16 protein-coding genes and 1 pseudogene are annotated in these 21458 nt (G+C 73.2%); 10 read left to right on the top strand and 7 right to left on the bottom strand.

Annotated features, from left to right (window positions below; translation table 11 throughout):
- Positions 1-8: 8 nt before the first annotated feature.
- Entirely contained in the window at positions 9-1487 is a 1479-nt protein-coding gene (gene eccD / locus IL992_RS06380; protein WP_319018380.1) for a type VII secretion integral membrane protein EccD, read from the bottom strand.
- A 73-nt stretch (positions 1488-1560) separates the two neighbouring features.
- Between eccD and eccCa the strand changes: the two genes are divergently transcribed.
- The 3 genes from eccCa (at position 1561) to IL992_RS06365 (ending at position 7107) form a co-directional block, all read left to right on the top strand.
- Positions 1561-5541 (top strand): type VII secretion protein EccCa, encoded by a 3981-nt coding sequence (gene eccCa, locus IL992_RS06375; RefSeq protein WP_193202385.1) that lies wholly within the window; start codon positions 1561-1563, stop codon positions 5539-5541.
- Positions 5542-5561: 20 nt separating this feature from the next.
- Positions 5562-5867: a hypothetical protein gene (locus tag IL992_RS06370; protein WP_193202384.1), complete on the top strand. Its 306-nt coding sequence runs from the start codon at positions 5562-5564 to the stop codon at positions 5865-5867.
- A gap of 103 nt (positions 5868-5970) precedes the next feature.
- Positions 5971-7107: a WXG100 family type VII secretion target gene (locus tag IL992_RS06365; protein WP_193202383.1), complete on the top strand. Its 1137-nt coding sequence runs from the start codon at positions 5971-5973 to the stop codon at positions 7105-7107.
- Positions 7108-7111: 4 nt separating this feature from the next.
- Here IL992_RS06365 and IL992_RS06360 read toward each other — a convergent pair whose 3' ends face one another.
- Positions 7112-7975, bottom strand: a complete 864-nt coding sequence (locus tag IL992_RS06360; protein WP_193202382.1) for an SDR family NAD(P)-dependent oxidoreductase — start codon at positions 7973-7975, stop codon at positions 7112-7114.
- Between the two features lie 265 nt (positions 7976-8240).
- Between IL992_RS06360 and IL992_RS06355 the strand changes: the two genes are divergently transcribed.
- Positions 8241-9161, top strand: a complete 921-nt coding sequence (locus tag IL992_RS06355) for a helix-turn-helix transcriptional regulator (protein WP_193202381.1) — start codon at positions 8241-8243, stop codon at positions 9159-9161.
- 100 nt (positions 9162-9261) lie between these two features.
- Here the strand turns inward: IL992_RS06355 and IL992_RS47530 are convergent, their stop codons facing one another.
- Entirely contained in the window at positions 9262-11403 is a 2142-nt protein-coding gene (locus tag IL992_RS47530; protein ID WP_193202380.1) for a serine/threonine protein kinase, read from the bottom strand.
- A 116-nt stretch (positions 11404-11519) separates the two neighbouring features.
- Entirely contained in the window at positions 11520-12674 is a 1155-nt protein-coding gene (gene mycP / locus IL992_RS06345) for a type VII secretion-associated serine protease mycosin (RefSeq protein WP_193202379.1), read from the bottom strand.
- Positions 12675-12873: 199 nt separating this feature from the next.
- Here mycP and IL992_RS06340 point away from each other — a divergent pair, with 199 nt between their 5' ends.
- Positions 12874-14640 (top strand): acetyl/propionyl/methylcrotonyl-CoA carboxylase subunit alpha, encoded by a 1767-nt coding sequence (locus tag IL992_RS06340; RefSeq protein ID WP_193202378.1) that lies wholly within the window; start codon positions 12874-12876, stop codon positions 14638-14640.
- A gap of 41 nt (positions 14641-14681) precedes the next feature.
- On the opposite strand, the gene IL992_RS06335 is transcribed toward IL992_RS06340, so the two are convergent.
- Together IL992_RS06335 and IL992_RS48885 are read right to left on the bottom strand one after the other, a co-directional pair.
- On the bottom strand, positions 14682-15221 hold the full coding sequence (locus tag IL992_RS06335; protein WP_193202377.1) for a hypothetical protein: 540 nt from the start codon (positions 15219-15221) through the stop codon (positions 14682-14684).
- 100 nt (positions 15222-15321) lie between these two features.
- A pseudogene (locus IL992_RS48885) lies at positions 15322-15459 on the bottom strand (hypothetical protein); the annotation flags it as partial.
- Here IL992_RS48885 and IL992_RS45900 point away from each other — a divergent pair.
- The 4 genes from IL992_RS45900 (at position 15413) to IL992_RS06315 (ending at position 19193) form a co-directional block, all read left to right on the top strand.
- The gene (locus IL992_RS45900) at positions 15413-15646 is read left to right on the top strand and encodes a hypothetical protein (protein ID WP_226872456.1); all 234 of its coding nucleotides are present in this window, start codon (positions 15413-15415) and stop codon (positions 15644-15646) included. The pseudogene IL992_RS48885 and the gene IL992_RS45900 sit on opposite strands and share 47 nt — an antisense overlap.
- Positions 15647-15732: 86 nt before the next feature.
- Positions 15733-16185, top strand: coding sequence for a hypothetical protein (locus IL992_RS06325; protein WP_193202376.1), 453 nt, complete (start codon positions 15733-15735; stop codon positions 16183-16185).
- Positions 16186-16388: 203 nt separating this feature from the next.
- Positions 16389-17768 carry a hypothetical protein gene (locus IL992_RS06320; protein WP_264294926.1) on the top strand — a complete coding sequence of 460 codons (1380 nt, stop codon included), beginning with the start codon at positions 16389-16391 and terminating at the stop codon, positions 17766-17768.
- 198 nt (positions 17769-17966) lie between these two features.
- Positions 17967-19193 carry a pentapeptide repeat-containing protein gene (locus tag IL992_RS06315; RefSeq protein ID WP_193202374.1) on the top strand — a complete coding sequence of 409 codons (1227 nt, stop codon included), beginning with the start codon at positions 17967-17969 and terminating at the stop codon, positions 19191-19193.
- 11 nt (positions 19194-19204) lie between these two features.
- Here IL992_RS06315 and IL992_RS06310 read toward each other — a convergent pair whose 3' ends face one another.
- Positions 19205-20233: an ROK family transcriptional regulator gene (locus tag IL992_RS06310; protein WP_193202373.1), complete on the bottom strand. Its 1029-nt coding sequence runs from the start codon at positions 20231-20233 to the stop codon at positions 19205-19207.
- Between the two features lie 45 nt (positions 20234-20278).
- Here IL992_RS06310 and IL992_RS06305 point away from each other — a divergent pair, with 45 nt between their 5' ends.
- Entirely contained in the window at positions 20279-21451 is a 1173-nt protein-coding gene (locus IL992_RS06305; protein WP_193202372.1) for an MFS transporter, read from the top strand.
- Positions 21452-21458: the final 7 nt, after the last annotated feature.

Here is a 21458-nt window from a genome sequence, read left to right as displayed (position 1 = left end):
TCCGAGGGTCAGCCCGACAGGCCGCGCACCCAGGCGTACAGGTCGAGCACGCCCAGCGTGAGCGGGACCAGCGCCACGATCAGCAGCGCGTCGAGGATGTCCGCCGCCCGCCCCCAGAACGGCGAGGGCCTGCCCGTGGGCAGCCAGAGACCGAGGCCGAGCACGAGCAGGGCCGTCCACAGCACCCCGATCGTCACGGCCACCTCGGCGACCGCGTCGGCGCCCGTGCCCAGCGCGAACGCCAGCGCGACGGCTCCCGTCACGGCGGCGAGAATCATCCACAGCCGCTGGGTGACCCCCGCGAAGACCCTCGCCCGCATGGCCAGCGCGAGCGCCAGCGTCGCCGCCGTCACGCGGGCGACCCAGCCGCCGTGCTGGACGAGCAGCAACTCCCCCGCGACACCGGCGAGCGCGATCGCGATGACCATGCCGGTGGCGTACCGGTGGGCCTGCGCGGTCCGCTGGAGCACCAGCGGGCCGTCGATCCGCTGGTTGTCGCTGCGCAGCTCCTCGGCGCTGGTGGGCAGCGGCGGCAGCGGCACCCTGGCCATCCGGAACGACAGCGTGGGGATGAGCGGGCTCAGCGCCAGCAGGGCCGTCGCGACCACGGCCGCCCCTCCGGCGCCCGATCCCCCGAACACCATCACGCACGCCGCGCCCACGGCCCCGGCGACGGACGCGACCGCGACGCCGAGGAAGCCGGCCACGCCGTCGGCGATCAGCACGCCGCCCACCGTCGCCACCAGCGCCGTGTACGCGAGCCCGGCCAGCAGGTTCGGCGCCCCGAGGACCAGCACGGCGCCCGAGGCTCCGGGCGTGAACAGTCCGGCGAGGAAGGCGTGCGGCAGGGCCGCGTAGCCGACGAGGGCGCCGGCGGTGGGCTGGCCGACGGCCCTGGACACCACGGCCCCGGCGGCGACGAGCAGCACCGCGACGGCTCCGGCCACCCCCGCGGTGAGCCGCGGCGGGGCCGCCGCCAGCGCGAGCACGACGGCGCCGAGCGCGAGCAGCCCGGCGGCCACGCCCATGCCGAGCAGCCGCGTGTGCCGCGGCTCCCACCTGCCGCCGCCTTCCTTGGTCCCGGTGGCGACGACGTCGGCCACGTCGTCGTACACCGCCGGCGGCAGCACCGCGTCGCGCGGGCGCAGGTAGAGGACCTCTCCGTCCAGGACGCCCAGCGTGCCCAGGCTCTGGCCGAGGTCGAGCGGCGGGCCGCCGAGACGCTGGAGCACCCAGCCGGGGGCCGCGGCCGCGTCGCCTCCCACCTCCCCGACCGCCCGGAGCAGTCCGGGCATGACGTGCGGCAGCGGGATGTCCGACGGCAGCGCGAGGTCCGCCTTCCTGCGCGGGGCGACCACGGTGACGTGGCACAGGGGCGGCAGCGGCACGCTCGCCTGCGGCAACGCGCCCTGCTGAACCGGGCCATGCTGAACCATGCCCTGCTGGACGACACCCTGCTGGACGTGAAGGGGGGCCGGCGATGACACAGCGGGAATCCTCTCCCGAAGATCTCTCTGACAGCCCGAAAATATCGGCAAACCTGGTAGAAAAGTCAGTCAGATGAGCATTGTCGTGGTCTCGCGCCCCGAGCGCCGCCCGGGCCCCAAACCGCCCCGTGGCGAGATCCTCCTGGAATCCCCGCCGGAGATTCCCGAGGTCCAGCCGCAGGGTCTGATGTCCGTGCTCACGTACGTGCCGATGCTGGCCGGCGGCGCGGCGATGGCGCTGATGTTCACGGCGGGCGGCACCGGCAACCCCCTCATGTACGTGGCCAGCGGACTGTTCGCCGTCTCCATGGTCGGCATGAGCGTCGGCCAGCTCGGACGCAACGCCGGTGAGCGCAGGAACCGGCTCAACGGGCTGCGCCGCGACTACTTCCGCTACCTGTCGCAGATCCGCAGGAAGGTCCGCAGGGCCGCCGTGCAGCAGCGGGAGGCGCTGGAGTGGAGCGGGCCGCCGCCCGACTCGCTGTGGTGGATCGCGATGGGCCCACGCCTGTGGGAGCGCAGGCCGCGCGACGACGACTTCGCGACCGTACGGCTCGGCACCGGCGTGCAGAAGCTGGCCATCCAGCTCGTCCCGCCGGACACCAAGCCGGTGGAGGACCTCGACGCGCTGTCGGCGGGCGCGCTGCGCCGGTTCGTCCGGGCGCACGCCACGGTGTCGGAGCTGCCCGTCGCGGTCGCCCTGCACTCCTTCGCCCGCATCCATCTCACCGGCGATCCCACCGCGGTGCGCGAGCTGGTGCGGGCGATGATCGCGCAGCTCGTCGTCTTCCACTCCCCCGACGACATGCGGATCATGATCTGCGCGAGCAAGGAGTGGATGCCCCACTGGGAGTGGGTGAAGTGGCTGCCGCACGCCCTGCACCCCGAGCAGGCCGACGCCGCGGGCCAGGTCAGGCTTATGGCGGAGAACCTCGCCCACCTCGACGCGCTGGTCGGTGAGGAGCTCAGGGAGCGGGCCAGGTTCCGCCCCGGCGCCTCCGCCGAGGCCCTGCCGTACCACGTGGTGATCGTGGACGGCGGGCACGTGCCGCACGACAGCCAGCTCGGCTCCGACGCCATCCAGGGCGTGACCGTGATCGACCTGTCCGGCGTGACCGGGCCGGCCCCCGAGGCGATCACGCTCCGGCTGGACGTCCAGCCCGACGGCTTCCACATGGTCAAGATCGACCACGCGGGGCGGCGGTCCAGCAACCGGCTCGGCGACCCCGACCGCCTCGGTTATCCGGAGGCCGAGGGGCTGGCCCGCCAGCTCGCGCCGCTGCGCGCCTCCGCCGGCGCCCAGGGCGAGGCGCAGGACGTGCTCGGCGTCAACACCTCGCTCACCGACCTGCTCGGCGTGGGCGACCCCGTTCGTCTCGACCCCGCCGTGATCTGGCAGCCCCGCGCCGGACGCAACCGGCTGCGGGTGCCGATCGGCCTGGGCGCGGACGGGCGGGTCGTCGAGCTCGACATCAAGGAGTCGGCGCAGGGCGGCATGGGGCCGCACGGCCTGGTCATCGGGGCGACCGGCTCCGGCAAGAGCGAGCTGTTGCGCACGCTGGTGCTCGGCCTGGCCATCACGCACTCCTCCGAGATCCTGAACTTCGTGCTGGTGGACTTCAAGGGCGGCGCCACGTTCCTCGGCCTGGAGTCCCTGTCCCACGTGTCGGCGGTCATCACCAACCTGGAGGACGAGCTGCCGCTCGTCGACCGCATGCACGACGCGCTGCACGGCGAGATGGTGCGCCGCCAGGAGCTGCTGCGCGCCGCGGGCAACTACGCCTCGCTGCGCGACTACGAGCGGGCCAGGGAGCAGGGCGCCGATCTCACGCCGATGCCGACCCTGTTCGTCGTGATCGACGAGTTCAGCGAGCTGCTCACCGCCAAGCCCGAGTTCATCGACCTGTTCGTGATGATCGGGCGCCTCGGCCGCTCGCTCGGCGTGCACCTCCTGCTGGCCTCCCAGCGCCTGGAGGAGGGCCGGCTGCGCGGCCTCGACACCCATCTGTCGTACCGGATCGGCCTGCGCACGTTCTCGGCCATGGAGAGCCGGGTCGTGCTCGGCGTCGCCGACGCCTACGAGCTGCCGCCCGCGCCGGGCAACGGCTACCTGAAGTACGACACCACGGGGATGACCCGGTTCAAGGCCGCCTACGTGTCCGGCCCCCACCACGCCGACCCCGCGCGGTCCGCGCCCGGCGAGGCCGGGCGGCCGGTGCGCGACGTGGTGGAGTACGGCACCGCCTTCGCGCCCGTCGAGGTGACCGAGACGCCCGGGGAGCTGGTGCCCGCCGAGGAGGCCGGCGGCCCGCGGCACAGCCTGCTCGACGTCGTGGTCGGCCGGCTCACCGGCCACGGCCCGCCGGCGCACCGGATCTGGCTGCCTCCGCTGGCCGAGCCGCCGACGCTGGCCCACCTGTTGCCGCCGCTGTCCGTCACCCCCGAGCACGGTCTGACCACGGCGACCTGGGGCGGCCGGGGGATGCTCCACGCGGTCGTCGGCATCGTCGACCGGCCGTTCGAGCAGCGCCGCGACCCCTACTGGCTGGACCTGTCGGGAGGCGCGGGCCACGTCGGCGTCGCGGGCGGCACGCAGAGCGGCAAGAGCACGGTGCTGCGGACCCTGATCACGAGCATGGCCCTGATGCACACGCCGCGCGAGGTGCAGTTCTACTGCCTGGACTTCGGCGGCGGCTCCCTGGCCTCGCTGGAGGCGCTGCCGCACGTGGGCGGCGTCGCGAGCCGCCTCGACGCCGACCGCGTCCGCCGTACGGTCGCCGAGATCTCCACGATCCTGGAGCGGCGTGAGGCGGACTTCGCCGAGCACGGCATCGAGTCGGTCGCGGCCTACCGGCGGATGCGGGCCGAGTCCGGCCGCGACGGCGACGGCTGGGGCGACGTGTTCCTGGTCGTGGACGGCTGGCTGACGCTCAGGCAGGAATTCGAGTCGCTCGAACCGGTCGTCACCGACATCGCCGCCCGGGGTCTCGGATACGGCATCCACGTGGTGGCGGCCACCAACAAGTGGTCGGAGTTCCGGGCGAGCATCCGCGACCTGTTCGGCACCAGGGTCGAGCTCAAGCTCGGCGACGCCTACGAGTCCGAGGTGAACAGGAAGGCGTCGCTGGCGGTCCCCGAGGGCGTGCCGGGACGCGGCCTCACCAAGGAGGGGCTGCACTTCCTGTCGGCGCTGCCCCGGATCGACGGCGTGCAGAGCTCCGAGGACCTCGCCGCGGGCGTCCGCGGTCTGGTGCACGCGGTCAGGGAGGCCTGGCAGGGCCCGCCCGCGCCGGCGATCCGGCTGCTGCCGCCGGTGCTGCCCGCGGCCTCGCTGCCCGCGCCCGAGGAGACGGGACCGAAGATCCCCATCGGCATCGACGAGGCGACGCTCTCGCCCGTGCTGCTCGACTTCGACGCCGACCCGCACTTCGTCGTCCTGGGCGACACCGAGAGCGGCAAGTCGAACCTGCTGCGGCTCGTCGCCGAGGGACTGGTGGCCAGGCGGCAGCCGCACGAGGCGATGATGATCGTCGTCGACTACCGCAGGTCGCTGCTCGACTCGGCCGCGACCGCCCACCGCATCGGCTACGCCGCGTCGAGCACCGCCGCCCAGGAGCTGATCAACAACGTGCGCGGGGCGCTGCTCAAGCGGCTGCCTCCGGCGGACCTCACGCCCGAGCAACTGCGGGACAGGAGCTGGTGGCAGGGTTCCGACGTCTACGTCGTCGTCGACGACTACGACCTGGTCGCCACCTCGTCCAACCCGCTGCTGCCCCTGGTGGACCTGTTGCCGCAGGCGCGGGACATCGGGCTGCACCTGGTCCTGTCGCGGCAGATGGGCGGCGCCGGCCGGGCCATGTACGACCCGGTCATCCAGAAGCTGAAGGACATGGCCAGCCCCGCCGTCATCCTGTCCGGCAACAAGGACGAGGGCTACCTGTTCGGCAACGTCCGGGCGCATCCGCTGCCACCCGGCCGGGGCTACCACGTCGACAGGAGGTTCGGCGCGCGGCTCGCCCAGACCGCGTTCCTGCCTCCCCCCGGGGAAGAGTGACAGGCTGAGAGGAGCGGTACGTGGCCGGTTTCGACATCCACTTCCAGGCGCTCGAAAGCTGCCGTACGGCGGTGAGCAAGGCCTGGGGCCAGTACGAGAGCCTGCACGGCGGCCTGCCCGAGACGCCCGGCACCCGGGCGGCCGTCTTCGGGCACGTGGACGGCGCGGCTGCGCTGGCGGCGGCCGTCGACACGGCCTACGCCGCGCTGACCGCGGAGGCGGCCGACGCGAGGACCAAGCTGAAGGGCGTGGAGCGGGCGCTGGAAGCCGTGCAGGACAACGTCCGGACCGCCCACAAGGCCACGTCCACCTCGATGCAGGCATGAGCGAGCGGAGCGAGCGAATCAGTAAGCGCAGTGTGTTTCGCGGCTGGGTCGCCTGCGCGCCTCCGGCACGACGAGACCCCGAGCCGCCAGGCGAGGGGGTGGCATGAGTGGCGTCGGGGATCTGCCGGGCGGCGCCGAGCTGGCCGCCATGGCGGAGAAGGTGAGCGGCGATCCCGGCGAGATCCGCGACATCGCCGGGAAGTGGCGCGGCGCGGCCGGCGACGCGCAGGACTACGCGGGCGGCGTGGGCCGTGCCGTGCGCACCGTGGACGCCGCGTGGCAGGGCCGCTCCGCCGATGCCTTCGTCACGTACATGAACAGGTACGGCAAGGCTGCGGACGGCCTCCACGACGCTCTGGTCGCGTGCGCGGGCGCGCTGGAGAAGGTCGCCGGCGCGCTGGAGAGCGCCAAGTCGAAGATCGACGGCATCTGCGCCGACGTGGTCGCCGAGGCGGCGGCCTACCGCGGCCGGAACCGGAATGCCACGGACAAGGAGCTGGAAAACGGGCTGCGGGCCATCGTCTCCAGGGGCGTCGAGGACGCCCGGCCGCACCTGGAGCAGGTGACCACGGCCGTCGGCGACGCCGCGAAGACGCTGGGCTCCCATCTGGGCGGTGACTACCGTGACGGCGCGCTCACCTTCGCCAAGATCCCGGATCCGGGCAAACAGGAGTTCGTGCCCCGGCACGGGCACACCGTCGACTGGCAGCGCACCCCCGGCTACACCGGGCCCCCCGGAGACACGGCGCACCCGACGTACGCCTCGTACGGCCGGACGAGCCTGAGCGGCGTGAGCGGCTCGGGCGGCATGGCCGGGGGCGGCGGCTTCGGCGGCTACGGCCCCAGCGGCCCGCCGCCGGCCGGCGGCGGGCCCGCGCCCACGGGCCAGGTCAAGGAGTGGATCGAACAGGCCATCGCGATCCTCAGAGCGCAGGGCTACCCCGCCGAGAAGATGAACCGGGACGACATCTGGATGATCATCCGGCACGAGTCGGGCGGGAACCCGCACGCGATCAACAACTGGGACTCGAACGCGGCCGCGGGAACCCCCTCGAAGGGGCTGATGCAGACCATCGATCCCACGTTCAACCGCTGGTCCCTGCCGGGGCACAAGGACATCTGGAACCCGGTGGACAACATCATCGCGGGCGTCCGCTATGCCATCGAGCGCTACGGCTCGGTCTCGGCCGTGCCCGGCGTGGTGGGCATGAAGACCGGCACCGGCTACCGGGGGTACTGATCGTTCAGGCGGCGGGGAAGTCGGTGGCGGGCGCGGTGAGCGCGGCGGCCTCGACGTTCGCCCGCAGGGCCTCGACCTTGGCCGTGGCGTAGGAGTGGGCGTCCGAGCCGAGCAGCAGCCGCAACGGGCCCTCCCCTGCCAGGACCCGGCCGATGATCGCGCCGGCGCCCCTGACCGGGTCGCCGAGCTGGCCGCCCTGGAGGTTGAGGTGGTCGCGGGTCATCGCGCGGACGGCCGGGTAGTGCGCGGTCGTCTCGGCGGGCAGGGCGAGCGAGTCCTCCGTGAGGAACTCCGTCCGGAAGTAGCCGGGCTCGACGATGGTGACCCTGATGCCGAAGTCCGCCACCTCGGCGGCGAGGGCCTCGCTCAGCCCTTCCAGCGCGAACTTGCCCGCGCAGTAGAGAGCCCAGCCCGGGACGGCGGTCAGGCCCAGGATCGAGGACACGTTGACGATGTGGCCGCCGCGTCGCTCGCGGAGCACGGGCAGGGCGGCGCGCAGCACGTTCCACACGCCCACGACCTGGACGTCGAGCATGTCGCGGACCTCGCGGTCGCCGGTCTCCTCCACCGCGGCCAGGAACCCGTAGCCCGCGTTGTTGACGACGACGTCCAGGCCTCCCAATCGCTCGGTGGTCTCCCGGACGGCCCGCCTGACCGCCGCCTCGTCGCGCAGGTCGACGGTGAGCGGGAGAAGGCGCGACGGGTCGATCCCGTCGCCGCCGAGCGCGGCGAGCAGCCGCTCGGACGACCGCGTCGTCGCGGCCACGCGGTCACCGCGCTCCAGCAGCTGCTTGACCAGTTCGAGGCCCAGGCCGCGGGAGGTGCCGGTCACGAACCAGACGGCCGGTCGATCTGTCGGGAAGCTCATGGTCATCCTCTGCTTGTCGAATGCTCTGCTTGTCGAATGCTCTGCTTGTCGAATGCTCTGCTTGTCGATGTCGCCGTAGCGCCGGCCGGGGAGCCCCCGCGACCGGCACGGCACCAGCCTGGTTCAGCACGACCCGCTGTCGAGGCCCATATCGCGCCCTGCGCGACCGAGCACTCCGCGACCGAGCACTCCGCGACCGAGCACCGGGGAACCTAGGACGCACAGGGCCAGTCAGGACCGGACGGCGAGAGAGAAACTGGATCCCATGGCCGAGACCAACCGCGAACTCGCTGATTTCCTGAGACGGGCCCGGAGCCAGGTCGATCCGTCACGGGCCGGCCTGCCCCCGGACGGCCGCGTACGGCGGGTCCCGGGCCTGCGCCGCGAGGAGGTCGCCCTCCTGGCCGGAGTCTCGACCGACTACTACGCCCGCCTCGAACAGGGCCGGCGCATCATCCCGTCACCGGCCGTCGTCGAGGCCATCGGCCGTGCCCTCGGGCTCGACGACGCGGGACGCGCGCATCTGCACGACCTCATCGGAATCACCGCGGCGCCCGTACGGCCACGAGCCCGCGGTGTCCAGCGCGTGCGCCCCGGCCTTTACCAGCTCATCGACGCCCTCGACGGCGAGCCCGCTCTCGTCCTCGGCCGCCGCACCGACGTGCTCGCCGCCAACCAGATGGCGAAAGCGCTGTTCACCGACTTCGAACGGCTGCCGCCCCGGCACCGCAACTACGCACGGTGGATGTTCCTCGACGACGACGCCCGATCGCTGTTCGTCGACTGGGAGGTCCAGGCACGGGCCGCGGTCGAGAGCCTGCGGCTCGACGCCGGCCGCGACCCGGACGACCAGGCCACCACCGCCCTCATCGCCGACCTGCGCGAGCACAGCCGCGAGTTCGCCCACTGGTGGGACCAGCACCGCGTCCACCAGCGCACCCACGGCTCCAAGCGTCTGCGTCACCCTCTCGTCGGTGAACTGACCGTCGAGTACGAGACGCTCTCCCTGCCCGGAGACCCCGATACGACGCTCTTCGTCTACACCGCCGAAGCCGGCTCACCCTCGAAACGCGCCTTGGACCTTCTCGCGAGCTGGACCCTCCCCGGCCCCGGCGGCGATGCGATCTCCCCTCACGACCGGCGGGGAGATGGCCGGCGAGTGGTGAACGACGCCGATCCCGCGTGACGCGCCTCACCCTGCCGCAACCGCCTCTTGAGGCGCAGCCCACAGGGCCCGCGCAGACGAAAGGCCGGGCGGGTGCCCGCCCGGCCTTCGTGTGGATCGGTCAGCCGCAGTTGCCCCAGTCGGAGCTGGCGCCGGCCGAGCCGACGCGGCCGGAGTACCTGACGCACTTGCCCTTGGCCTGTAGCTTCACCGGGCCGGCGTAGTACTCGTAGCTACCGCTGTCGGTCTTGCTGCCGCCGCCCTGGACCTCCAGGGTCGCGGAGACGGGCGTCGCCTTGCCGACATCGGCCGTCTTGATGGTGACGACGCAGTTCTCCCCCGTGCCCGCGTTGTACAGCTGGTAGACGGTGCCTGCCGCCAGAGTGCTGCTGTGCTGCACGTAGAAGCCCGACCCGCAGACCTGGGCCGCGCTGTAGGGGTTCCTGGCCGGCGCCGCGGTCGTCGGCCTCGGTGCCGGGGTACTCGGCTTGGGCGCCGCGGTCGTCGGCCTCGGTGCCGGGGTACTCGGCTTGGGCGCCGCGGTCGTCGGCCTCGGTGCCGGGGTACTCGGCTTGGGCGCCGCGGTCGTCGGCCTCGGTGCCGGAGTGCTCGGTTTCGGCGCCTGGGTGGTCGGCTTGGGCGCCGGGGTGGTCGGCGCCGGCGGGTCGGACGGGCTCGGCCGCGCGGGCACGGTGGGCTCCGGACTCGGCACCGCCTCCTGCGTCTCCGTGGCCGCCGGGCTCGGCGACTGCGTGGGCGGAGGCTCGGGAGTCGGCTCCGTCGGCACCGGGCTGGGTGTCGCGGTGACCGTGGCGGTGGTCGTCACATGCGCCGTCGGCTGCGTACGGCCGGTGGGCTGCGCCGGCGGCGGGACCACCGGCTGGGTCGGCAGCGGCACGATCGGGCCGGGGGTCGGGACCGAGGTGAGCTCCGGCGTCACCGGAGCGTCGGTCGGCCACTCGCTCGGCAGCACCAGCGGCTGCACCGGCGAGTCCGGGTCGTCGGACGACAGTGCCCACGGCACCGTCACCTGCGGCGCCGCCGTCGGGGCCTGCCCGCCGCCTCCGGTCGCGCCTCCCGTGGTCCCGCCACCCGCGTTTCCGCCGTCCGCGATCACGCGCCCACCGGAACCGTGCTGGCCCGCGGCGCGCTCCGCGGCGGCCGGCGACAGCTGGACCTCGGCGTAGTGGCCGGCGCCCCACAGCCCCACTCCGGAGAGCAGGACCACGGCGCCGACCGCGGCCGCGAGGCCGACGGGGAACGGCTTGCGCCTGGCCGTCTCGACCTGGCCCTGGGTGGTCGGCGGACCCCACGTCTGCTGCTGGGGCTGCTCCTGCGGCATGGCGGGTGGCTGCCAGGCGACGGCGGGCACCTGCTGGGGCTGCTGGGGGACGGGCGGCGGACCCCACGTCTGCTGCGGGACCGGCGGAACGGGGACTCCCCCGACCGGCGGCTGCGGCGGCTGCGCGGGCAGCACCGCCGTCGCGCCGGGGCCCGCCGCCGGCTGCGCCCCGGCGGCACCGCCGCCGAGCAGTTGCAGCATGGCGGCGTAGGCGGTGGGCCGCTGCCCCGGCTCCTTGGCCAGCGCGGGCAGCACGACCTGGCGCAGTCGCTCCTCCAGGCCGCCGAGGTCGGGCTGCGCGTTCAGCACCGCCTGCGGCTCCTGCGGGAACGGCGAACGCCCGGTCGCGGCGAAGACCACCGTGGCGGCCCAGGCGAACATGTCCGCGTACGCGTCGTACCGCTCGCCCCTGATCTGCTCGGGAGCCAGGTACGCCGGCTCGCCCACGGGCGGTCCGACGGCGACGTCGGTCAGCTTGACGCCGTCGTCGGCGACGATGACGTTGTGCGGGGTGAGCGCGCCGTGCGCGAGGTCGGCGAGGTGCACGGCGGTCAGCGCGGTGAGCACGCCCACCGCGACCCGTTCGAGCGCCTCCCCGGAGAGTGGGCCCCCGGCCGCGACGGCGGCGGCCAGACTGCGCCCCTCGACGTGTTCCCTGACGACGTAGGGCCGATCACCGAGCAGGCCCGCCGTGATCGTGCGGGCCACATATGAGCTGGACACACGCGTGGCCACAGTGAGCCGGTCGAGGACGGCCTGCCCCGAACCCGGCTCGGCGGCCAAGAGCTTGATCACCCGCACAGGGGCGTCGTCGCCGGTCTCCTTGCCGACATAGACGTCGCCGCGGGGCCCCTCGTCCAGCCGTCCCAGGATGGCGTACTCGCCTATCTGCTCGGGATCACCCGGCCGTAAAGGGTGCATCTCAGTCCTTTCTGGAAGTGACCTGATCAGGATCATTCAACCAAGAGGACGCGGCACAAAGCAGCGGTTTACGGCAGGCCAAAACATTTAACCGTCAATTACTCAAAGCAGACATGTCAACCCTCGCGGCCGGGGCGCCACCTTCTGCGCCTGCCCATCGGCGCGAACACCCGCACAGCCACGATCAGACCCACCGCGCACAGCGCCGCCGCCGCGATCGTGAGCGCCAGGTCGATCGCCTCCTGGTCCACCGGAGCCGCCCTGCTCACCGCGTTCTGCGGCAGCGGGGCCGGCGCCGGCGGCGCGATGACGGGTGCGTCGACGGCCTCAAGCGGCAGGATCGCGGTGACGGCGAGCAGCGGGTTGACCATCCCCGCCCCCGTGCCCGTCCCCACGCCGCCGTCCGCCGTGGCGGTGATGCGCCACCGCACCCGCTCCTGGTTCAGCTCCGGGTGACGGGCACGCACCAGCGCCGCCACCCCCGCGACGTACGGCGCGGCGAAGCTGGTGCCCTCCAGCCCGCTCATGTACGCCTTTCCGGGCCAGGTGGAGGTGATGGCCTGGCCCGGCCCGAGCACCCCGACGGGTGTCGCCGTGTTGGAGAAGTCGGCGCGCCTGCCGTCGGGCGTGGCGGAACCCACCGCCAGCACACCCGGGTAGGCGGCGGGATAGGAGGCCTCCGGCGTGCCGTCCTCCGCGGTCCTGTTGCCGGCCGCGGCCACGATCACCGCGTCCTTGCCCAGCGCGTACGCCACGGCCTGCCTGAGCTTCGGATCGTCGTGAGCGTCGATCGACACGTTGATCACGTCGGCGCCGGAGTCGGCCGCGTCCACGATGGCCCTGGCAAGCGTGTCCGGGTCTCCGTTCTCCTCGTTCGTCTGCTTGAGCGAGATCAGCCGCACGCCCGGCGCGACGCCGACGAAGGGGACGCCCTTCACGTACTGGGCCGCGACGATCCCGGCGACGGCGGTGCCGTGGCCGACGCAGTCGCGGTGTCCCGTGCCGGTGTAGTCGACTTCCTTGGCCACGCGGAGCTGCGGATGCGTCAGGTCCACCCCGCTGTCGATGATCGCGACGGTGACCCCCTCGCCCGTGGTGAGCGGCCACACTCGCTTCGGATCGAGCCTGCGCTGCGCCCACGGCTCGGCCACCTGCATGCTGCCCTTGCGCGGCGTGCATCGCACCGGCGCGGCGCGCGCCTGTGCGGGCGGCGCCGGTGGTGCCATGAGAAGCAGAGCCAGCACGGTCGCCAGAAGGCCGGGTCCCCGCATGAGTGATCAGCCTAACCGGTCGAGCTCGGCCGGTGATGCCGGTTCAAAACCGGCATACCGGTGATGGGGATCGGGGGCGGCGGGAACGAGGCGCGACAGCAGTCCCACTCAGTAAGGGGGCGGACTCCGTCCAGCGTCGACAGGTGCATAAAATCCACGAAGGCTCGTCACCCAGGGGCCCGAGGGAAGGATGGACGCGGTGCACAAGGTCCTGATCGCCAATCGCGGTGAGATCGCCGTACGGATCGCCCGGGCCTGCAGAGACGCCGGGATGTCCAGTGTCGCGGTCTACGCGGACCAGGACCTGGACGCGCTGCACGTGCGGGTGGCCGACGAGGCGCACGCGCTCGGCGGGCAGAGCCCGGCCGAGACCTACCTCGACATCGAAAAGATCCTGTCGGTGGCGAGGAAGACGGGCGCGGACGCCGTCCACCCCGGCTACGGCTTCCTCGCCGAGAACGCCGGCTTCGCCCAGGCCGTGCTCGACGCCGGCCTGATCTGGATCGGCCCGCCGCCCTCGGCGATCACCGCGCTGGGCGACAAGGTCCAGGCGCGGCACATCGCGCAGCGCGTCGGCGCCCCGCTCGTGGCCGGAACCCCCGACCCCGTCTCCGGTGTGGACGAGGTCGTCGCGTTCGCGCAGCAGCACGGACTGCCGATCGCGATCAAGGCGGCGTTCGGCGGCGGCGGGCGCGGGCTCAAGGTGGCCCGCACCCTGGAGGAGATCCCCGACCTGTACGAGTCCGCCGTGCGCGAGGCCGTCACCGCCTTCGGGCGCGGGGAGTGCTTCGTCGAGCGCTACCTCGACCGGCCGCGCCACGTCGAGACCCAGTGCCTGGCCGACGCCCACGGCAACGTCGTGGTCGTGTCCACCCGCGACTGCTCACTCCAGCGCCGCCACCAGAAGCTGGTCGAGGAGGCTCCCGCGCCGTTCCTGACCGACGAGCAGCTCGAACTGCTCTACTCCTCCTCCAAGGCGATCCTGCGCGAGGCGGGCTACGTCGGCGCGGGCACGTGTGAGTTCCTCGTCGGCCAGGACGGCACGATCTCCTTCCTCGAGGTCAACACCCGGCTGCAGGTCGAGCACCCGGTCAGCGAGGAGGTCGCCGGCATCGACCTGGTCCGGGAGATGTTCCGCATCGCCGACGGCGAGCCGCTGGGCTACGACGACCCGGTGCTGCGCGGCCACTCCATCGAGTTCCGCATCAACGCCGAGGACGCGGGCCGCAACTTCCTGCCCGCGCCGGGGACGATCACCTCGATGCGCGTCCCGTCCGGCCCCGGCGTGCGGCTGGACGGCGGCTACGAGACCGGGATGAGCGTGCCGCAGGCGTTCGACTCGCTCGTGGCCAAGCTGATCGTCACCGGCGCGACCCGGCAGCAGGCACTGGAGCGGTCGCGCCGGGCCCTGGCGGAGTACGAGATCGGCGGCATGCCGACCGTGCTGCCGTTCCACCGGGCCGTGGTGGACGACCCCGCCTTCACCGGCGAGCCGTTCTCCGTGCACACCCGGTGGATCGAGACCGAGTTCGTCAACGAGATCCCTCCGTACGAGGGGGCCGTGGAGGCGGCCGAGCCCGCCGAGCGCGAGCGGATCACGGTCGAGGTCGGCGGCAAGCGCCTGGAGGTCGTCCTGCCCGCGGGGCTGAGCTCGTCGGGTTCGGGCGCGGCCGGCGGCTCCGCCCCGGCCAGGAAGGCGGCGCCCCGGCGGTCCGGCGGGAGCGGCGCCAAGAAGGCCGCGGCGAGCGGTGACTCCCTCGTGAGCCCGATGCAGGGCACGATCGTGAAGGTCGTCGTCGCCGACGGCGACACCGTCGAGCCCGGCGACACGGTCGTCGTCCTCGAGGCGATGAAGATGGAGCAGCCGCTGACCGCTCACAAGGGCGGCACGATCACCGGCCTCGCGGCCGCCGTCGGCCAGACGGTCACCGCCGGGGCCATCCTGTGCGAGATCAAGGACGTCTGAGCCGGGGCGCCTGACGCTGCGCGGCGGCCGTGGGGGCCGGGTCACGCCCGTGTCCCCGAAGGCGCGCGGGTGCCTGCCTCGCCCCTGCGGTCGTTGACCGGATCGGCGATCCGCAGCGGCGCGTCCTCCGGCGGCGCGGAGCCGGAGAAGCCGTCGGCCAGCATCGCGGCCACCGTGTAGAGGTGCCACGCCACGTGAGGCCGCCGCGCCACGTGAGGCCGCCGCGCCTTCGGCCGCCCGACGGGTATCGCGGACACGGCTTCGGCGGGCAGAGCGGAGAACAGACCGGCCACCGCCGCCTCGTCCACGATCCGCGCCAGTTCGCCCGTGACGGCCGTCCCGTCCCACGCGAGGACGCCGGCCCGGAGCTCGGCGGCCAGGGCCTCCGGAACGTCGACGCGCCAGTTCCAGGGGGTGGGGCCGCCTCCACCGGCGATCGACGACGGGACGTCCCGCAGGCGACTCCGTACGCGGTCCAGCAACGTCCGGCCCGCGGGCTCGGCGGCGAACCGCCACGGCCTGCCCTCTATCGGGACGTCCCTCAGCCCGGGTGCGAAGGCCGCGATGCACCGGTGGACCACCTCCTCGGACCGCCGCCACATCGTCGGCCGACCGCTTCGGCTCGACCGTCCGGTGCTCCACGCCGAGGGCCGCGGCGACGCGCCGTGCCAGCACGACGTCGGCGGTTCCCTCGCGTCCGGAGGTGGCGGTGGTGAACGGGATGCCCGCGTGATGGAGCAGCGCGGCCAGGAGCCTGCTGTCCCTGCCGCCGGTGAGCGACAGCCGTACGGGCTCGGTGACGGCCGCCAGCGGTCGCACGGAGGCCAGCAACGCCGCGGCGAGCTCGTCGGCCTGGGCGCGCATGCCGCGGGCGGAGCCGGGCCGGGGCCGCGCCTCGGGTGACGGTCTCTCATCGGTCGCAACCAACCCCCGCACGACGCCGATCTCGGTGGCCGGCGGCAGCGCGCGCACCCCGTCGAACGGCGTCTCGTCGGACAGGAAGTAGCCCATCCGAACCACGGACTGCAGCGCCGGGAGGTTCCAGGCGACGGCGGGCCGGGCCGTGCCCGTCACCACGGCGCGGCCGACCAGATGAACGAGCAGCGCCCGGTCGCCGACGACGTGGACGTCCGGAGTCTCGGCGTGGAACACCGGGCAGGCCGCCGTCATGCCGGTGGCGGCCGTCAGCTCGCCCTCCCCCGCGCGGAACACGGAAAAGCAGCCGCCGGTGCGGCAGGCGGCCTCTCCCAGGCGGCGGGCGGCCAGCGGGCGTGCGGCGTCGGCGGGGTCGGTGAGGTGACCGGTGATGCCGACGACCCGCCGGTCACCTGTGATGCGGTCGCCCTGATCAGGAGAGGCAGGACGCCGTTCCCGGGCTCGTTCGACCACGACAGCAGCGCCACGTCGCCCGCGACGGACCGCCACTCCTCCGCGGTGACGGTCTCGGCGGGCACGGGGAAGGCGCGGTCGATCGAGGCCCGGGCCGCGGCGAACCCCACGGGAGGCAACGGCGCACCGGCCCGCTTGGCCGCGATGCCCAAGTAAACACGCAACTGTCACCTCACTTTGTCGATCGTTGAGGGGTTCGATGCGAGATCACGGCGGACGGTTCGGCGACCGGCGCCACGGTGATTCACCGGCAGGAGGACGCATGCCGGGTTCCGGGTGCGGAACGATAGGTTTTTGTGGAGGAACCATCGCGCCCTGCCGTTCGTCCAGTAGGGCGAAGGAGGCTTGAAGCCGTGACCATGAAGACACCGCTCGGCCGGGTGGGGGCCGCCCTGGCGGCGCTGCTCGCCGGGCTCATCACCCTGCTCGCGCTCGCGCCGTCCGCAATGGCGGCGGCTCCCCCGGACCCCACCACGGTCCTGTCGTCCTGGAAGAACGCCAAAGACCCGCTGTTCGTGATGAGCGGAGCGCCCCTCTCGTCCAGTCAGCAGAGCGAGATTCGCGAGGCGCTGAAGGACTCGAAGTCCAAGATCTACGTGGTCGCGATGCCCGACGGCACCGTGAGCACGAGCCAGGTGAGCACCTACATCCCGCAGCTGCTGTCCGAGCTCGACAAGGCCGGCAAGTCGAGCGCGACCGTGGCGCTTCTCGACGGCACGAGCCTGTTCGCCGGGTCGACCGAGCTGCCCAGGAACGCGCCGGGCGTGCTGGCCCGGCTGTCCACCAACTCCAACAGCGACGTGGTCACCGGCATGAAGGACTTCATCAACCGGGTGAACCTGGTGCGCGAGGGCGACGTCAAGGGCGCCCGCGCCAAGGGCAGCACGGTCGGCGGCGGTGGCGGTTCGGGTGTGCTCGTCGGCATTCTGGGCATCGCGGTTGTGGGAGGTGCCGGTTTGTGGATCATCGGACGCCGTAACAAGCGCAAGCGCGAGGAGCGCGAGGCCGCCGAGCTCGCCGCCGTCAAGCAGACGGTCGAGGAGGATGTCACGAAGTTCGGTGAGGAGATCACCGCGCTCGACGTGGACGTCAAGATGCTCCCGCAGGCCGAGACGGCGGGCGACTGGCAGCGCGCGCTCGACTCCTACGAGCGGGCCAAGGCCGAACTGGACGGGATCAAGCGGCCCGAGGATCTGCGCACGGTGACCTCCACGCTGGAGGACGGCCGCTACGCGCTGGCCTGCGTCAAGGCACGCGTGAACAACCAGCCGCTGCCCGAGCGGCTGCCCCCGTGCTTCTTCAACCCGCAGCACGGCCCGTCGGTCCGCAACGTCCGCTGGGCGCCCCCCGGCGGCGCGGTGCGCGACGTCCCGGCCTGCGCGGCGGACGCCGAGGCGGTGGAGCGCGGCTTCGACCCGCAGATGCGCGAGGTCATGGTCGACGGCCACCGCAGGCCCTACTGGGACGCCGGTCCCGCCTACCAGCCCTACGCGTACGGCTACTACGGCGGCTTCGGCGGCGGCGACCTGCTGACCGGCATGCTCGTCGGCACCATGCTCGGCAACGCGTTCGGCGGCTGGGGCCACGGCGGATACGGCGCCGGCTACGACTCCGGCTATGCCGCGGGCGTGGAGGCCGGCGGCGGCGACTGGGGCGGCGGAGGAGACTTCGGCGGCGGTGGCGGCGACTGGGGCGGCGGCGACTTCGGCGGAGGGGACTTCGGCGGCGGCGACTGGTAACGCCTGAACGCTTCCGGCACGGCATCGACGAGGGGCGGACCCCACGGTCCGCCCCTCCGTCATGTCCGGGAGCCGCGACCACGCTCGCGGCCCCGTTCGCCAGCCCGGAAGTGCCGGCTCCGGGGGCCGGTCAGCGGATTGCAAGTGCGATTAAAGATCGCGTGGGAAACTCGGAGCGTTCCCCTCAGGAGGCCCCCCGTGCGTCGCTTCACCCCCCTCTCCGTCGCCGCCTTGTTCCTGTCGCTCGCGTTCCTGACGCTTCCCGCGGTCGCCGCTCACGCGGCCGCCGCGCCCTGCAAACCGGGCAGCGGCGTCAAGCTGCGTGGCAAGGACCTCACCAGCGCCGCCCTGCCTCCGGTCCTGCGGTGCGCCGACCTCACCGGCGCGAAGCTCGACGGGGTGGACCTCACGGGCAAGGACCTCACCGGGGCCGTCCTGCGCAAGGCCTCGCTGAAGGAGGCAGACCTCGGCCAGGCGCATCTCGACTACGCCGACCTGCGCGGTGCCGACCTCACCGATGCCGACATGGGCCAGATGCGGGCCAAGCGGGCGAACCTGCGCGGGGCGATTCTCGTCGACGCGGAGGCCGTGCAGGCCGAGTTCCCGCATTCCGACCTGACCGGCGCGGTCCTCACCCGGGCCGTGCTCAGCCAGGCCGACCTCACCGATGCGAAACTCGCGGACGCCGACCTGAAGGACGCCACGCTCGGGCAGATCAAGGGCCGTAAGGCCGACTTCACCCGGGCCAAGCTCGGCGAGGCCAAGCTCGGCCAGGCCCACCTGGAGCACGCCGTACTGAAGGACGCCGATCTGTCCGAGGTGGAGTTCACCCAGGCCGAACTCGACGGCGCGGACTTCCACGGGGCGAACGTCGACAAGGCCTCTTTCATCCAGGCCGACGACGTGGACCTCACCGGGGCGCGGGGCACGCCGGTCAACCTCCCCGACGACGCCGTCGCGCCCGGCGCCGCCGCCGGAGACGAACCGGCCGCGGACAGGACGACCAACTGGGATCAGGACGTGCCCGCGAACGCCGTACGCCCGAAGGGCCCGTCGCCCGCGCTCATCCTCGTCATCGTGTCCGGGCTCGGCCTGAGCCTGACGCTGATCCTCTGGGGCGTCGCGCACCGGCGCAAGGAGCGGTTCGTGGCCGAGATGGCGGTGGCCAGGCACGCGGCCGAGGAGGACGTGACCCGCTTCGGCGAGGAGATCGACACCCTCGACTTCGAGATGAAGATCAACCAAGTCAGTGGCCCGGCGTTCGAGTGGCGCGCGGCACTCGACGCGTACGAGGCCGCCAAGCAGGCGCTGAACGTCGCCCAGACGCCGTACGACCTGCGGGCGGCGGCCACGGCGGTCGCGCGGGGACGGCAGGCCCTGCAGGAGGTCAGGTCACGGCTGTCCGCCACGGGCGGCCACCACTGACCTCGGCGAGTTCAGCGGCGGCCCTGCCCGAAGACGGCGTCACGGGCGATCGAGAGCGCGGTGGAGACCGCGCCCCTCAGGACGGGGTTGTCCGGGATGCCGCTCACGCGTACGTGTACGGGGACGGGCGAGACCTCCGCCAGGCGCTCGGCGACCAGGGCCGCCAGCGGGTCGCCGCCCGCCAGGCTGGTGGCCCCGCCAAGGACGACGAGGCCGGGGTCGAGCACGGCGACGAGCGTGAAGGCCGCCGTCGCGACCCTCTCCGCCAGGGCCGGGAGGTCCAGCCCGCGTACGGCCTGCGCGCCCAGCAGGTCGCACACCTTGATGTCGAGCCGGCCGAGGAAGCCGATCTCGCCGGCGCCGCCGGAGGCGCCCCGGCGGAGTCTGCCGTCCAGCACGACGGCCGCGCCGACGCCGTCGTCCAGCCAGAGCAGGACGAAGTCGTCCCGCCCGGCGGCCGCCCCGGTGGCCTGCTCGGCGACGGCGGCCAGATTGACCTCGTTCTCCACGATGACCGGCGCGTCGACCAGGGTGCGCAGGGCCGGGAGCAGCCCGGGCCGCCAGGCAGGCTCCACGTTCCCGGCCGCGAGGTCTCCGGTCTGCGGGTCGACCATCCCGGGCGCGCCGATCACGACGGCGTGCAGGGGACGTGAGCCGGCCGCCTCGGTGAGCGCCTCCGCGACCAGCGCGGGAAGGTTCTCCCCGATAGGCCGCGTCGCCTCGCCCACGGTGGCGCCGGTGATGTCGGCGACCGTCACATTGACCACGTCACGCCGCACGTCCACCCCGCCCACGAACGCCCGGTCGGCGACGATGCCGTAGAGCCGGGCGTTGGGGCCGCGCCGGTCGCCTCCGCTCTCCCCCGTGATCCCGATCAGGCCGTTCACCTGGAGGCGTTCGATCAGGTCCGACACGGTCGGGCGGGACAGGCCGGTGAGCGCGCGCAACTGGGGCGCGGTCAGCGGGCCCCGCTCCAGGAGCAGGTCGAGCGCGAGCCGGTCGTTGATGGCCCGCGCGAGCTGGGGTGTCGCGGTCTTCATGAAAACCCACTTTTTATCAGGAACCCTGCCTGTTAATTTATCCCCATGCGAGACAGACATCAACGGGCCACCGCCCTCGTCTTCGCCGTGCACGGCGCGGTGGCGGGCACCCTCGCCACCCGGATGCCCTGGTTCCAGGACCACTTCGGCCTCGGCACGGCCGCTCTCGGGCTCGTCCTGCTCTGCCCGCCGATCGGCTCGTTTCTCGCGATGCCGATGACGGCGCGGCTGGCCTACCGCTTCGGGGCCAAGGCGACGACCCGGACCCTGCTGGCCCTGTGGTGCGCGGCGCTGGCCCTGCCCGTGCTCGCGCCCGGCCCGCTGTGGCTGGTGCCCGCGTTCCTCCTGTACGGCGCCGCGGCCGGGATGTGCGACCTGGCGATGAACGCCCAGGGCGTGCTCGTGGAACGGCGCCTGGGCCGCTCGGTCATGTCCGGCCTGCACGGCATGTGGAGCGTCGGCAACCTGTGTGGCGCGGGTCTCGGGGCCGTGGCGGCGCAGGCGGGCCTGGACGCCCGTGCGCATCTCACCCTCATGGCGGCGGCGCTGATCGCCGCCGGCGCCGTGGGAAGCCGTGCGCTCCTGGACGACACGCCCGCGCCGGACGAGAAGCCGCCGTCCCGCTTCACGGTGCCGCCGAGGGCCGTCCTGCTGATCGGCCTGATCGGCTTCTTCGCCACCTTCGCGGAGCGGGCCAGCGGCCAGTGGGCGGCGATCTACCTCAAGGACGTGACCGGGGCGGGCCCGGGCGTCGCCGCGGCGGGCTTCACGGTGTTCACCGCCTGCATGGTCGCGATGCGGCTCGGCGGGGACTTCGTCGTACGCAGGGCCGGACCGGTCGCTACGGTGCGGGCCGGGGCCGTCACGGCCGTGCTCGGCGGCGTGATAGTGGTCGCGTTCCGCACTCCCGCGCCGGTGATCGCCGGGTTCGCGTTGTTCGGCGCCGGTGTCGCCGTCGTCGTGCCGCTGGTGTTCGCGGCGGCGGGCCAGGCCGCCCGTACGCCCGCCGAGGGCGTCGCGGGGGTCGCGACGATCACCTGGATGTCGGGGCTGGTGGCGCCTTCCGTCATCGGCTGGCTGGCCGGCACGTTCGCCTTCCCGTTCGCGTTCGCCCTGGTGACGTGCATGGTCGCGGCGATGATCCGGCCGGCGCGCGCGCTGAGCCCACGCGCCGGCACCGCCGCCCGCGTGCCGGTCGCCTCGGCGTGCGCCGACTGAGGGCCGG

It is taken from the genome of Microbispora sitophila, from assembly GCF_014892245.1.
Lineage (GTDB): Bacteria > Actinomycetota > Actinomycetes > Streptosporangiales > Streptosporangiaceae > Microbispora > Microbispora siamensis.
The sequence above is the reverse complement of the archived record's forward strand: the minus strand, read 5'-3'. Positions and strand labels throughout refer to the sequence as shown.